Source organism: Synechococcus sp. H55.2 (assembly GCF_047462495.1).
Taxonomy (GTDB): domain Bacteria; phylum Cyanobacteriota; class Cyanobacteriia; order Thermostichales; family Thermostichaceae; genus Thermostichus.
Genome location: NZ_JANSJH010000020.1, coordinates 11,625 through 25,688, shown reverse-complemented (window position 1 = coordinate 25,688; position 14,064 = coordinate 11,625). Strand labels below are relative to the sequence as shown.

The 14,064-nt window shown below is 58.4% G+C and carries 12 protein-coding genes; 6 read left to right on the top strand and 6 right to left on the bottom strand.

Annotation, left to right across the window (positions count from 1 at the left end):
• Nucleotides 1-23: 23 nt before the first annotated feature.
• A complete protein-coding gene (gene rplT / locus NW844_RS04325) occupies nucleotides 24-380 on the top strand; it encodes a 50S ribosomal protein L20 (RefSeq protein ID WP_414333801.1) in 357 nt (118 codons plus the stop codon).
• Nucleotides 381-385: 5 nt separating this feature from the next.
• On the top strand, nucleotides 386-1,180 hold the full coding sequence (locus NW844_RS04320) for a transporter substrate-binding domain-containing protein (protein WP_414333799.1): 795 nt from the start codon (nucleotides 386-388) through the stop codon (nucleotides 1,178-1,180).
• Between the two features lie 192 nt (nucleotides 1,181-1,372).
• Here NW844_RS04320 and NW844_RS04315 read toward each other — a convergent pair whose 3' ends face one another.
• The 3 genes from NW844_RS04315 to NW844_RS04305 all read right to left on the bottom strand — a co-directional run bounded on the left by NW844_RS04315 (nucleotide 1,373) and on the right by NW844_RS04305 (nucleotide 4,681).
• Nucleotides 1,373-1,657 carry a hypothetical protein gene (locus NW844_RS04315; RefSeq protein ID WP_414333797.1) on the bottom strand — a complete coding sequence of 95 codons (285 nt, stop codon included), beginning with the start codon at nucleotides 1,655-1,657 and terminating at the stop codon, nucleotides 1,373-1,375.
• A gap of 91 nt (nucleotides 1,658-1,748) precedes the next feature.
• Nucleotides 1,749-2,486 (bottom strand): hypothetical protein, encoded by a 738-nt coding sequence (locus tag NW844_RS04310; RefSeq protein WP_414333795.1) that lies wholly within the window; start codon nucleotides 2,484-2,486, stop codon nucleotides 1,749-1,751.
• Nucleotides 2,487-3,220: 734 nt separating this feature from the next.
• A complete protein-coding gene (locus tag NW844_RS04305; protein ID WP_414333793.1) occupies nucleotides 3,221-4,681 on the bottom strand; it encodes a carotenoid oxygenase family protein in 1,461 nt (486 codons plus the stop codon).
• A gap of 158 nt (nucleotides 4,682-4,839) precedes the next feature.
• Between NW844_RS04305 and ffh the strand changes: the two genes are divergently transcribed.
• From ffh to NW844_RS04290, 3 genes are read left to right on the top strand one after another with little or no spacing between them, the layout of a single operon-like run.
• Complete coding sequence (gene ffh / locus NW844_RS04300; protein WP_414333791.1) at nucleotides 4,840-6,297, top strand: signal recognition particle protein; 1,458 nt, start codon at nucleotides 4,840-4,842, stop codon at nucleotides 6,295-6,297.
• Nucleotides 6,298-6,305: 8 nt separating this feature from the next.
• On the top strand, nucleotides 6,306-6,764 hold the full coding sequence (locus NW844_RS04295) for a tRNA (cytidine(34)-2'-O)-methyltransferase (RefSeq protein WP_414333789.1): 459 nt from the start codon (nucleotides 6,306-6,308) through the stop codon (nucleotides 6,762-6,764).
• Nucleotides 6,765-6,812: 48 nt separating this feature from the next.
• Entirely contained in the window at nucleotides 6,813-7,874 is a 1,062-nt protein-coding gene (locus NW844_RS04290; RefSeq protein WP_414333788.1) for a histidinol-phosphate transaminase, read from the top strand.
• 13 nt (nucleotides 7,875-7,887) lie between these two features.
• Here NW844_RS04290 and NW844_RS04285 read toward each other — a convergent pair whose 3' ends face one another.
• Entirely contained in the window at nucleotides 7,888-12,012 is a 4,125-nt protein-coding gene (locus NW844_RS04285) for a hypothetical protein (protein WP_414333787.1), read from the bottom strand.
• Nucleotides 12,013-12,215: 203 nt separating this feature from the next.
• Nucleotides 12,216-12,482 carry a 2Fe-2S iron-sulfur cluster-binding protein gene (locus NW844_RS04280; protein WP_414333785.1) on the bottom strand — a complete coding sequence of 89 codons (267 nt, stop codon included), beginning with the start codon at nucleotides 12,480-12,482 and terminating at the stop codon, nucleotides 12,216-12,218.
• Between the two features lie 301 nt (nucleotides 12,483-12,783).
• Between NW844_RS04280 and NW844_RS04275 the strand changes: the two genes are divergently transcribed.
• Nucleotides 12,784-13,230 carry an Hsp20/alpha crystallin family protein gene (locus NW844_RS04275; protein WP_414333784.1) on the top strand — a complete coding sequence of 149 codons (447 nt, stop codon included), beginning with the start codon at nucleotides 12,784-12,786 and terminating at the stop codon, nucleotides 13,228-13,230.
• 41 nt (nucleotides 13,231-13,271) lie between these two features.
• Here NW844_RS04275 and NW844_RS04270 read toward each other — a convergent pair whose 3' ends face one another.
• Entirely contained in the window at nucleotides 13,272-14,054 is a 783-nt protein-coding gene (locus NW844_RS04270) for an S-adenosyl-l-methionine hydroxide adenosyltransferase family protein (protein WP_414333782.1), read from the bottom strand.
• Nucleotides 14,055-14,064 lie beyond the last annotated feature (10 nt).

Below are 14,064 nucleotides of genomic sequence, written 5' to 3'. Positions count from 1 at the left end.
TCTGTCTGTATTGAGTTACCGCCATGAGAGTCAAACGGGGCAATGTTGCCCGCAAGCGTCGCAAGAAGATCCTCAAGCTGGCCAAAGGCTTTCGCGGAGCCGGCTCTAAGCTGTTCCGCACCGCCAACCAGCAGGTGATGAAGGCCCTGCGCAGTGCCTACCGGGATCGCCGCCGCAAGAAGCGGGATTTTCGCCGCCTCTGGATTGCCCGCATCAATGCCGCCACCCGCGCCCAGGGCCTGCGCTACAGCGAGTTCATCGACGGCCTCAAAAAAGCCAATATCCAGCTCAATCGCAAAATGTTGGCCCGCTTGGCTTTCCTGGATCCCGAAGCCTTCACCCAAGTGGTGGCTGCGGCCCGCCAGTCCCGCACCGCCTGAAGGGGATGGGATCTCAGTCTCCGTTGGCCTCGGCGATCCAGAGGTCTTGCTGGGCGGCCAGCCTGGCCTTAGTTTGCCTAGGGATCCCTGCCGCTGCCCGTCCCTGGTCAGAGATTGTTCGTTCGGGTCAGTTGCGAGTTGCAGTCAAAGACAACCTCAGGCCGTTGGGGTTTCGCGATGCCGAAGGCAAGCTGCAGGGGTTTGAGATTGACCTAGCCCGCGAGCTGGGATCCCGGCTGCTGGGATCCCCGGCGGCGGTGGAGCTGGTGCCAGTGGCCAATGTGGAGCGGCTACAGGTGCTGACTGCGGGGGAAGTGGATCTGGCCATCGCTCAGATCGGCATCACACCGGATCGGGCGCGCCAGGTGGAGTTCACCTCGGCCTACTACCCGGATGGCCCCAGCCTGGTTGTGGCCCGTTCCCAAAACTGGACGAGCTGGTCAGAGCTGCGCGGCGCGCGGATTGCCGTCCTGCGCGGATCGGCCGCCATTCCCCACCTCCAGCGCTACCTCCCAGGGGTTGAGTTGGTGGCGGTGGATTCCTACCAGGAAGGGGCAGAATTGCTCCTAAAAGGGGCGGTGCAGGCCTGGGCAGCGGATCGCTCGGTGCTGGCGGGGTGGCTGGCGGAGCACCCCCAGTTTCAGTTTCTGGGATCCCCGTTGGCGACGGTGGGGCTGGGCATTGCCCTGCCCAAGGGGCTGGAGCATGCTGAATTGCGGCTGCGGGTGCGCCGAGAACTGGAGAACCTGCGCGCCGAGGGCTGGCTGGCGGAGCAGGCGAGAGCTTGGGGCCTGCCCTAGGCCAGTTACAGACACCCTTCACAGCCCTGGGCTTCCAACTCTCCCCTCCTTTTGGGAGAGAAGCTGAAAGTGATGGTCTCAGCGGCACAGAGCGCTTGAGCGTTGTCTTGTTGGCAATGGCAAGGGCTCCGCGCCCACCAGACGCCGTTTGCAGTTAGCCAGCAGGGGTTGCGAGCCAAGGGATCCAGCCGGCTACTCTTCCTCCGGCAATTCGGGGGGAGGCTCCTGCCACTGCGGGTCGTCCAAGATGGCTTTCTTGGTTTCTTTGAGCTGTTTCCAGAGCTGTTTGATCTGCCGATAGGCTTCCTCCGGGGTGATCTTGCCCCCCGTTTCCAGGCCACAGATCAAAGACACCCTGTTGCTGAATTCTTGTAAATTGGCATCGAAAACCAAATTCTGGGGTCTCACCTCGCCCCAGTAGGGATAGCGAGGCGAAATAAACTCATCTTTGTTGGGGGGTAGGTTTGACTCTGTCACGGCACAACCAAGATAAAAGGGCTATTAAAACCGGAAGATTGGGAGGGGAACTCTACTGAGCTCTAATCCAGAGAAGAATCTATAGAAGAGATTATGGACGCTTTTTCTTGACCGGTTTGGGAACTTTGGCCGGATCCCGCGGCGGATAAAGTTGATCTGAAATAGACTGCTGACCTGAAGACGAGGGAAGAGAGCCCTTCTTGACTTTGGGGCGGGGCGTTGAGTGCTTCAGGCGGGGGCGCGGCGGCGCTTTGAGCACAGGGCCGATGGGAGTTCCCGCCTCCACGTAGAGCAGGGATCCGCGGCGACGCACCTGTAGATCCCAGAAATTGCCTACCTCCTTGCCCGGCAGGGAGCCGATCAGGCGCAATTTGAAGGCTTGGGGCTTGGGAGCTATTCGGGTAGGCGGGACGGGATCCTTGCTCCGCTGAGAAGAAGGGCTGGCAGAGGTTTTTTTGCCCGATTGGCGGATTTTGACGATGATAAACCCTTTCTCCTGGGACTGAAAAACAACCTCGCCCCGAATGGAAAACCAATCCGGCACCACCGCCGGACGGGAGCCCTCAGGGAGCGTCTGCCCCATTTCTTCGGGGGCCCACACCCCCATCAGCTGCACGTGCAGATCTTCGCTCTTGTCGCGGGTGCGAGGATAGACCACCCACAGGTAGTTGCGGTCTGGCTGTAGGTGCTTACGTACCAGACTCATCACCCGGCCCAGCAATACGGCATTCAGCTCCAAGCCATCTGAGGTACGTAAGACCCCGCGGGTAAAGTGCCCAGGGGAAGGAATGTACTGTCCCTCGATGAGGCCAATCGCCCGGTATTGCATCTTCTCCCCAGGCGGCGGGATGGGTTCCAAACAGACTCGCTCTCTTTCCGCCGCTTTCGTCGTCGCCAAAGTAGCAGTGGTACCGACAACAGGCTGCAAAGACTCCGTCCCGCTACCGCGAGCAGAGCCAGCGGTTGACACCGAATCCTCAGCTTTTCCCGGCAGGGAGGAGGCCCTGGCCTCGCCAGTTGAGCTGGGTCTGGGGGGCCGCACAGATCGAAAGGGAGGTCTTAGCTCTGAGGACATTGTGACGGTTCCGTTGCAATCGATCCAGAAGGTTAACTCAAGTGCTCAAGAAGGGGCAGTGATGCTCGTCTGGCAGCGCAAGACATTTGCTGTTGCAAAAACAGGCCCTACTTCTGCCCTCGACCCAAGACCTGCCCAACACACCACCCAGCCTAACAACGCTTTTCCTGGTTCGTCTCAGTCGGCCAACCCACATTCGCTCGCGTCGGAGGCGTTTGTCAGCCAAAAGAACGGCTGTTGTTGTCACCAGCGTAGCTGAAGATAATAGCAACTGCTCCAGGAAAAGGAAAAGCAATATAGTCGTTGCAAGCAAAATTAAGACGCTTCGCCCCCTCTCCCCTTGTGGGAGAGGGGAGCTAGAGCTCAACCAGCAAGCTGTTCCATGGCTGTTTGCCATAACTCTATCTGCTGAGCAGAGCTCTTGCCTGGCCTCGCCCAGTGCCCTACTTAGCCAGAGAAATCGATTTAACCATCCCCAGATCGCTCCCCTATCCTTTGTTCGGATCGGCATCTACCCACACCTGGGGAGTAAAACTGCCATGTAGGCCATAGGGAATGTGGTGCCGCAACGGGATCCGCGCCACCGGGCCGGCAGCCAGGTCTGAGGCATCCAGGATCACCACCTGAGAGCGCTGGCTGGCCGCATCAAAAACCACCGTCACGATCCACCCCGCCTCTTCTGCTGGGTTCTCCGGATCCGGGATGAACACCGGCTCTCCCACAAAGCCGCGCGGGGCAAAGCTGTACTGCTGCGTGCGGCCTGTGGCGGTATCCAACTTGAGAATGGCCTGTAGGGGAGCATTGGGGCCAGGCGCATGGGTGGCTCCAATGTAGATGTAGCGGTGGGATCCCCCCATTTGAGCTGGGTGGATGGCCGGAAACTCCACCGAGCGATCCAGCAGCAGTTCCCGCCTCACACTGCCCGCCTTGGGATCCAGCTCAAACCGCCACAGCTTGCCGGCTGGCACCTGGGCAAAGTCGATCTGCAGGTAGTCGGCATCTGGCTCCAGGGCAGGATAGTTCTCATAGAGGACGGCATCCACCACCACCTGCTCCCCGACTTCGTAGCCGTTGACAAAATGGAACACAAACCCCGGCTCTGTTTCCAGTTGCAGGGGCTCGCCCTCTTGGGGAAAGAGCCAGATGCGGGTCGGTTCTCCGGGCTTCAAGGTCAGACAGGTGCCCGCCGGCTGCCAGCCCAACACAAACGGCAGGGGGTTGAAGACCACCGGATTTTGGAAAAAGATGCGGTAGCGGGGTGTCCAGACAAAATCGTGCAGGAAGGCAAAGCCCGGCAGGCGGTAGTCCCGCTGTTCCAGCAAGCGCCCGCGCGCATCCAGACGGTACAGCAACAAGGTGGAGTTGAGGGCAGCTCGCACCCCGAAGGCGATGAGATCTCCCGTGTGGGGATCCCGCCGGGGATGGGCGGTAAAAGGCTGGCTGGCGGAGATCCCGCCGGCAAATGTTTCGATCCCCTCCGTGGCCAAGGTGGCCGGGTTCAGGCGGTAGGGGGCGCTGGCCTCCCACAGCGCCAGCAGCTTGTCGCCCAGGCAGAGGACGTTGGTGTTGGCGGGGTTCTTCCATTTCAGATCCAAAAAATTGGCCCACCAGCCTCCCGGCTTCTGGGTGCCAAACACGCCGCGGTAGAGCACCCGGCCCGCCTTCTCCTCTGCCTCAAACTCAGGGGTGCGCACAAACCGGTTGCGAAAATGAACCTTCCCCGCCACAAAGGTGATGGCACAGATCATGCCGTCGCCGTCAAAAGGATGGCCGTAGCGCTGGGATCCCGCCTCCAGCTTGCCGGGGCCATTGCGAAATAGGGTTCCCCGCAGCCGCTCCGGGATCCGCCCCTCGATCTCCGTAATCCAATAGTCGTACTCCTGGCGCAAAGAGCGATAGCCCAACTGCCAGTCGGTGCTGCTGTAGGAGAGAGAAGCGATACTGACCATGGGAGATCGGCAAGCAACGCCTTCTATTGTTGCTTAAACTTTTGTAAAGTTACCAGTTTTTCTGGGTCAGCCTCGCTTGGGATCCCCAAGCTGAAGTTGCCCCAACTGGACTATGGTAGGAAATGCCCCAGAAGCGCCTGACAGGATAAACAGCACCCATGTTTGATGCCCTCTCCGAGAAGTTGGAATTGGCCTGGAGAAAGCTGCGCGGCCAGGACAAAATCACCGAAACCAACATTCAGGAAGCTCTGCGGGAGGTGCGGCGCGCCCTTCTGGATGCGGATGTCAATCTGCAGGTGGTGAAGCAGTTTATCGAGGATGTGCGGGAAGCTGCCCTGGGCTCCGAGGTGATCCTGGGGGTGACGCCGGATCAGCAGTTCATCAAGATCGTCCATGACGAGCTGGTCAAGGTGATGGGAGAGGCCAACGTGCCCATCGCCCAAGCGGAGCAGCCCCCCACCATTGTGCTCATGGCCGGCCTGCAGGGATCCGGCAAAACCACCACCTGCGCCAAGCTGGCTTTGTATTTGCGCAAGCAGGGCAAAAAGTCCCTCCTGGTGGCCGGGGATATCTACCGTCCGGCGGCTATCGACCAGCTCAAAACTCTGGGCCAGCAAATTCAGATCCCCGTTTTCGATCTGGGCAAGACGGATCCCGTGGAGATCGCCCGGCAGGGGGTAGCAGCCGCGCGGGAACAGGGCTACGACTATGTAATTTTAGATACTGCCGGTCGTCTGCAGATCGACCTGGAGATGATGGCCGAGCTGGAGCGGATTAAGGCGGCGGTGCAGCCGCACGAGATCTTGCTGGTGGTGGACGCCATGATCGGCCAAGAGGCGGCCAGCCTTACCCAAGCCTTCCATGAGCGCCTGGGCATCACCGGCGCCATCCTCACCAAGCTGGATGGGGATACTCGTGGCGGGGCGGCCCTCTCCATTCGCCAAGTTTCCGGCCAGCCGATCAAGTTCGTCGGTGTCGGCGAAAAAGTGGAAGCGCTGGATCCCTTTTACCCAGATCGCATGGCCTCGCGCATTTTGGGTATGGGGGATATCCTCAGCTTGGTGGAAAAAGCCCAAGAAGAGATCGACCTGGGCGATGCCGCCAGCATGGCGGAGAAGATGATGACCGCCCAGTTTGATTTCACCGATTTCCTCAAGCAGATGCGCCTGATCAAACGCATGGGATCCCTGGCGGGGCTGTTGCGGCTGATGCCGGGGATGGGCAAAATCAGCGAGGAACAATTGCAAAAGGGGCAAGACCAACTGGCCCGCGCCGAGGCCATGATCAACTCCATGACGCCCGAAGAGCGCCGCAATCCCGACCTGTTGGCCCGCAGTGTCAGCCGCAAACGACGGGTGGCCCGTGGATCTGGCCATAAGCTGGAGGATGTCAGCCGACTGGTGAGCGATTTCCAGCGCATGCGCGACATGATGCGCAACATGGGCATGGGCGGTGGTTTTCCCGGGTGGGGGGGCGGGCGCACCCCTCTTCCCGGCGGGGATCCCAGTTGGCGCGGACGTTCGACAGCCCCTCCTGCCCGGCCACAGCCCAGCCGCAAACCGGGCAAAGGTGGAGGCAAAAAAGGGGGCAGTAACCGCGGCTTTGGGGGCAAGTAAAATAAGACATGCCCTTCCACGTTGTTTTGGTTGCCCCAGAGATCCCGGCCAACACGGGAAACATCGCCCGCACCTGTGCAGCCACCGATACCCCTCTCCATCTGGTAGATCCTTTGGGGTTTCGCCTCTCGGATCGCTATCTCAAGCGGGCGGGGCTGGACTACTGGCAGCACGTCCAGCTCTATCGCTACCCCTCCTGGTCGGCTTTGCTGCAGGCCCATCCTGAGGCTCGTTTCTGGTGCTTTAGCGTGCGCGGCCAGGCCCTCTACACCGAGGTGTCCTATCAGCCGGGAGATTGGCTGGTGTTCGGCAGCGAAAGCCGGGGGTTGGATCCCGTGTTCTTGGAAACCTATCCCAGCGTGCGCATCCCGCTGCGGGGGCCGGTGCGCAGCCTCAACCTCAGCAATGCCGTGGCCATTGCCCTTTTTGAGGCATTACGTCAACAGGGATCCCTGACAAAGGCATGAGGGGTCGGGCCGATCCTGTTATGATCAGAGCTTCTCTCCGTCAGGAAGATGTGTGCTTTGCAGTATCTGCGTCCCGATTTGCTTCATCTCAAGCCCTACGACGCCGTGCCCACCCCGGCTGCCGACAAGCTGGACGCCAATGAGTTTCCCCTCGATTGGCCGGAAGGGTTCAAGCAAAAGCTCTCGCTGCTCTGGGAAAAAGGGATCCCGAGCAACCGCTACCCCGATGCCCAGCACCGGGGCCTCAAGCAGGCCATTGCCGCCTATGCCGGGGCCGATCCTGACCAAATCAGCCTGGGCAATGGGTCAGATGAACTGATCCGTTCGCTGCTCATCGCCACCTGTGTGGGCGGGCGGGGCGGCATTTTGGTTGCCGAGCCCACCTTCTCCATGTACGCCATCCTGGCCCAGAGCCTGGGGATCCCGGTGGTGCGGGTGCCGCGCCATGCCGAGACCTTTGCCCTGGATCTGGAGCGGTGTCAACAGGCCGTAGTGGAGCAGCGGGTGCGGGTGGTGTGTTTGGTGGATCCCAATTCGCCCACCGGCAACGGCCTGAGCACTGCCGAGTGGGCCTGGGTGGAAGGGTTGCCCGCCGAGATTTTGGTGATCCTCGATGAGGCCTATTTCGAGTTCAGCCAACACACGGCCCTGCCCAAGCTGGCGGAGCACCCCAACTGGGTTATCTTGCGCACCTTCTCCAAAGCCTTTCGCCTGGCGGCCCACCGGGTGGGCTATGCCATCGGCCACCCGCAGCTCGTCCGGGTGCTGGATGCCATCCGCCTGCCCTACAATCTCTCGGCCATCTCCCAGTGGGCCGTTCAGATCGCCCTGGAACATGCCGAGGAGTTTTTGGCCGACCTACCCCTTATCCGTCAGGAGCGGGAAGCCCTCTACCAAGCCCTGCAGGAGCTGCCGGGAGTGCGGGTGTGGCCTAGCCAGGCCAATTTTCTCTACTTCCGGGTGGCAGGATGGGATCCCCAAGATTTACAACGGGCCTGGCAAGAGCTGGGAACTTGCGTGCGCTGTACCGGCGGCGGGCTGCGCCTGACGGTGGGCACCCCCGCAGAAAACCGACGCGCCCTGGAGCGCCTGCGGCAGCTCTTGCCATAGCTCTAACCTGCCTCTAGAGCCGGGGTGGATCTATGGACAAGAAGCGCTGGATCCAGCTTTGCACCTGCTGCAATTGTCGTTCGTCCAGTTGCTCCAGCGCTTGGGCAATTTCCGCTCTGAGTCGTCTCTGGGCGTCGGTTTGAGCCTGCTGCAGCAGCCAACTTTGAACAGGGCTGGGGTACTCAAGAAAGTCATAGGCCCAGGGATCCCGTTCCTCCAGCTCAGGCTCTGCCTGGGGCAGTTGCTCACGCCAGCGCTCTTGAGCGCGGCTAAACTCCTCCGCCAAAAGATCGGTCGGTCGCCCCTCCGCCTGCAGAGAATCTCGATACTTCTTGTGAACCAGAAGCCAGCGCTGCCGAATCTGAGAGCGTTGCCATCTTGGGATTCTACCGATTCTGCCTTCGGTGAAGCGCTCATAAAACCTGAGCGCGTCTCGGTAGCGGCCCAGTCGCTCGTAGGCCAGGCCCACCTCCAGCGGCTGCAGCCACCAAGCGTGCTCCCCGCGCACACTGCTTACCACTTCCTGAAGAAAATCTCGCAGCCCAGGGGATTTCCGCCTCAGCTCTTCCCAGTTGGTCTGGAGATCTCGAGCCATACAGGCCACCAGCTCGTAATCGTGTCCCCGCTGCCACGCCTGCGGGTGGGCCTGTACCGCTTTCCAGAGCTTCTCCCACTGGCGGCGCCGGATCAGGACTCGCAGCAGCAGCGGCCACTCTTTCAAGCGTTCCAGGCTGAGGATGACATCGTCGATGTACTCCTCCCACTCGCCCGCGAGGGGACGTCCCGCCTCCTGCCATTTGCTCACCACTGCTGCGTCCTGCCGGTCTTTGGATAGCCACCTCACCTTGCCGGGAAAAGGTTCCAGTTGGATCTTGGCCCGGTAGTAGCGGGAATGCTCCGTTTGGCCACCTTGATCCCAAATGGCAACTGCCTCTTTAAATTGCCCTTGCTGAAAATGACAGGTGCCCCAAATCCGGTAATACCGATCCGCAGACGGCTGCCGCTGGCCGAGAAAGGCCAAGTTTCCCCCCAAAGCCGCGAGCGTCTCTTGCAAAAACCGGCTGCGGGCCTCCACCTCAGGACAAAACGTTTGCAAATTGTCCAGGACTTCTTGGAGTTCCGCCAAAAACTTCTCCACACAGGCTTTCCAAGTGGGATCTGTTCGCGTAAGCGGGACGGAGTCGTTGTTCTTGGGGATGACTTCAGTGCTCAGCCAATCTCGCACCCGCACCAGTTGCCGGAAGCGCTCCACAGGCTTGGCAGAGGTTTTTTGAGTCACCACCATCCAATCCACCAGAGGACTGTAGTCTGGGATCCCAGGGCACCCGGCAAAGTGGGTGGCAGTGTGCTGCTGCAGCTCCGACCAAGCCCTTGCTCTCCAGAAGCACTCCCAGGCTTCTCGTTTGAGATTTTTACCGGGCAGAGCCGACTTCTCCAAGCTCAGGAACTGTTGTCCTGCTGAAAGATATTCCTTCCGGAGCTTGAAGATCCAAGCCCGACATTCTTGCTCTAATTGCGGGTTATCTGCTTTCTGCACCAGAGTTTGAACATCCTCAAGCAGCGAAAGGTTACCTTCTTCTACGCCGCGCCCAAGTAGCTCAAGAGCCGACTCCAGCAAATCTTTCAGGCTGGTATTTGTCCAGTATTGGATATTCATGGCTTTGACGGGGCAGCCCAGCAGTGGCGGATCAGTGTTCCATTTTGACCAATCCTCTTCCAGAGAAGGATGATCGAGCCAAAAGTTAAGTTCTAAGCTCGGGTTCCAGAATTCCCGCCAACCAGCAGAAGTGTCCACAATAGCCAAAGCCTGAGTGGGGCGGGTAATACCAACATACAATTGGTTGAGAAAGTACTGTAAGCCCAGCTCTCCTCTGCCTCTCCGGGTGTAATGTTTAAGGTTTTGATCGAATTTCTGCCGGTAGTAGTCTCCAAATTTGTAGAGAATAACTTTTTTGAACTCCATTCCCTTGACGGCTGTAACAGTTTGTAGAAGAGGTGGTTTGAGATTCTGCTCTAACTCCTCGGCATAGACTTTTTGAAGTTCGGGATCCCGCCTCACATAGTTTAGCTCATCCCCTGTAGAACAGGGTAAGACACAAACTGTTCCTGTGAGGTCGCTAAGCATATTTCTCAATTCACTTTCAATTAAATTTTTTTCCTGGCCATCCAGCACAAATTGTTGAACTGGTATACCTTGCTCTTGAGAACGCCAGGGCTGCTGGGGATAGATTTCTCGATTGCCGCTGAGGACCCGCCGCCATAGATTGACCACATTGCTAAAACGAGTAATTTGGGGGTTGCTACGATAGTTATTTTTCAGCTCTTGGGGATCCTCGATCTTAAAGGGATGGGTTGGCAATAGGTAGGCGCGGATATGCTCGTAGAGATATTTTTTCAGGGCAGCCCAACGAAATCCTGTTGGGTTAATGGTTTGTAAGGGATCCCCGGCAAAGGCGTAGGGCAGGCGCTCAACGGCCCAATCTAACTTGTATTTCCCCCAAGGGGATAAACAGAAAATAATATTCAGCTCAAGTTGGGTAAAGTCCTGAACCTCATCGCAAAAGATGACCGGATGGATGGGGTTAAGCGTGCCATTTTGCAACACATCTCTAGCTAAGTCTTGATCATCCCAGTAGCCCTCGCGAGTGATGCGTTCCTGATAGCTTGGCCAAATCCCTTTGTAAATCTGCTCAAAGGATCTTTCATCCACACTGCGGTCGGCCTCGGGCACTTCCCGATAGCCATCGGGATCCAAGTAATCGCTTACCTCATAGCCTTTGATCAGGGTGCGAATGGTGTGCCAAGCCAACTCTAGATCCACATCATGGCGACAGCGATACCAGTTCTGAAATCGATAAAAATTGATATACTGATCCGGCTGGTAGCGTTCCTGTCGCTCAGGGGGAAGACAGCCCAACAGGTAATCCTGAAAAGTCCTAAAAAAAGCTCGACACTGCCGAATTTCTTCGGCTGAAAAGCTATAGCCCTCCTCACGATAGCGATGGCTAATGCGCAAAATTGTGCTCACCCTGTCGCGAGCTTGCTGCACCAAACTGGCGCTATAGGTCAAAAAGAGAGGGTGGTAGGGAGAAGTTCCCTGCCTTGAAGTTTTGAGGTAGTGGCTACAATAGTCGGCAAAGCGATAGTACAACATCAAAGACTTGCCGCTGCCGGCTCGCCCGTTGATCAGCAGGGGCATAGATGTGCTTTGCAGGATTTCTTCCTCCTCCATGGACAAAGCCAGGTTTCCCTCTGTGCTCTCCTGCATTTCCAGCCAAAGGGTCTCATCCGCCACGATGTAGTCCGGGTAGGCGCGACGGGCGTACCGCTTCCATACCTCCAACGGTTGTGGGTGCTGGAGAATATCCGGCTGCTTGGCCCCCATCCCAAAGAGGCAGGTTCGACCTCCCAGCTCAAACCGTTCTTTTTGCTCTGGGCTATGGTCGTAAACCCCGACGAGAAATGGAAAGAAGACCCCTTGCTGCTCGCACAGCCGCACCAGGCTGAGGACCAGATGCAGGGATCCCTCTTGCCAGCATTTAACCTCTGCCCCTGGATAAAAGCTGGGGAGCTGGCGGTAGATCTCGCCTGTCTCATTGGCAACAAACTCGGCCACCGCCCGATAAACCTGGCGCCGCTGCTCTGGAGAAAGGGCTTGCACTTGCCACACCCATTCCCCACTTTCCAAGACCAGCCGCTCCTGCCGATTGGGAGCATTCAAAAACTGTGTCCATTCATACAGCTCATCGGGCAAAGGAGGAAGCCGGTTTTGTCCATTTTCCTCTTGTAATTTTTTACACCGCCTTTCTGCCAGCCAATCCTGCAACTGGCCGTCAGGAGCCCAGTTTCTCACCCGCTCTTGATAGTCGCGAGCCTCCCGCCGATCTAAAAATTCCTGGTACTCATGGCTACCTCTTGGCCAGAGGCCAAACAAGACCAAAACCGACTCCTCTCCCAGATGGCGCAGCTCGCCCACCAAGCGAATGTTGTCGCGCAGGTTGCGCTTCCAGTAAGGATAACGAACGTCGAACAACTGGCTCAAAAGCGTGCGATCCCCCTGCTCCAGCCGTTCTATCAATACCTTCAGATCATATTGAGCGCCCTCTTCCAGAACTTCTCTTGTGCAGTAGACGTACATGGGATCTCGCCAGGTATACCTGATAACTATCCTAGTGCCGGTCAAGCATTGGGAATGATCCGTATGCCAAAAGTCTTAATTTTTTTGCGCTCCGCTTATCGCCCATAAAAATCTATGAATCAATCAGGTTATCTTGATTTAAGTTTTTGTGAAACTATTTGCAATTCTGATTGAGCTAGGAGCTAGGTTGGCGCTCCGCGCCGCTAGCGCGAACGGGCTGAGGTGCCATATTGCTCCGCAACGCTTAAGCAAATGCTGGATTGGATCCCTTGAATGCTCTCCAAAATCGCTTGATAGCCCGTGCAGCGGCAAAGGTTGCCCCGCAATTGATCCCACAATTCTGCCTCCTTGGGTGTCAGCGTTGCGGAGCCAGCAGGGATCCCTTGCTCCCAAAGCCAGCGGGCAGTCAGGATCACCCCGGGCGTGCAAAAGCCGCACTGAAATCGGATGGGGATGGGAGCAGGATCCATGACGGTCCTCTTTTTTGACTCACCTCTACCTCATCTGTTTTGACCAAGATGTTTTACATGGACAATGGATGGTTCCGTTGCTTCTCATGCCGCTTTTCCATGAGGTGAGGGGATCCTGTCTCTCGCAGATCGGTTTGCCCGCCCTCGTTCAAATGGCTTTCTTGGATGATTGGAGCAGGATTGGCTTTGGATCCCATTGGATGGCGGCTTTTCCAGGTGGGGGGTTCGTCGAGCGGCGGGATCCGAAGCGCTGTTCCTGTTGGGTTGTCTATCTATTTACCCTGTTACGCAAGGAGGGGCTATGGCATTGGTTTACTTTGCACCGGTGCTCGACGTGCGGCTGCAACCAAGGCAGCAGAGCTCGAGAGAGCGACCTCGCCCAGTCTTCCCTACACCGCTGCAGGTTTGGGAGAGCGGCGAGGCCTACACCGTCCAGTTGTGGGCGCCCGGCGCCGATCGAGAGCGTTTCCACATTGAGGCCACAGCCCAGCAGCTTTCCATCAGCGGCGAGCTCCAGGTTCATGGCCCTGAAGGTGCCGAATTGCTCTATCAAGAGGTAGAAGCGCAACCTTTTCAACGCACCCTCAAACTGAGCAAAACTATTCAGCCGGAAAAAGTCTCGGCTACCTACCGCGACGGCATTCTCACCCTCACCCTGCCCAAGGCCGATGCCGCGCGGGTGGTCAAAGTTCAAGTGGGCACTTCAACCCCCTCGGAAGCGGTGACGGTGGAAAGCCAACCTGCCTAGTCTCCCCTCTCCCTCTGGGAGAGGGGTCGGGGGTGAGGGAGCTAGCCATTCCACTGCAGGCGCACCTCATCCCCTACTTTGAAATCGAGGCTGCGGCTGGCGTTGCCCCCATTTTGCACGATCTCCACCCAGCCGGAGCTGCCCACCAGGGCCAGCAGCTCCCCTTGCCTTCCCTCGGCGAAGGTGGCCGCGGAGCGGACAGGGATCCCTTTGATCCAGGCGCTCCAGCTTCGACCTTCCACCCAGTGGCCGGGCAGGTTGGTGATGCCGTTGCCGAAGTGGTCGATGGCTTGGATGAGGCCGCGCCAGCCGTTGGGCTCCTCCTGAGGCTGGGGCCAATTCCAGGGAGTTAGCTCCGCCACATCGAAGGGATCTCCCAGCTCCAGAAGCGGGATCCCGTTGGCCAGGTGGGCGGCCACGGGGGCAAAAATATCCCGCCCGTGAAAGGTGCGGCTGGGGGAAAGGGTGCGCCAATAGCGGGGCCGGTTGAGTTCCACAGCAGCCAGAGGTGGAGATTGCTCCAAAACGCCGCTGAAGAGGCCGTTGTCGGGGCCGACCAAATAGCCCTCTTGGGTTTGGATGGCCACCGCCCGGCGATGGCTCCCCACCCCCGGATCCACCACCGCCAGGTGAATGGTTCCAGAAGGCAAATGGGGATAGGCGGTCATCAGGGCAAAGCGGGCTGCCGCCACATCCTGGGGCGGGATCCCGTGGCTGAGGTCGATCAGTTGGGCTTGGGGAGCGATCCCCCAGATCACCCCTTTCAGGATGCCCACATAGGGATCCTGCAGGCCAAAATCCGTCAGCAGGCTAACGAAAGGCATACTTTAAAGA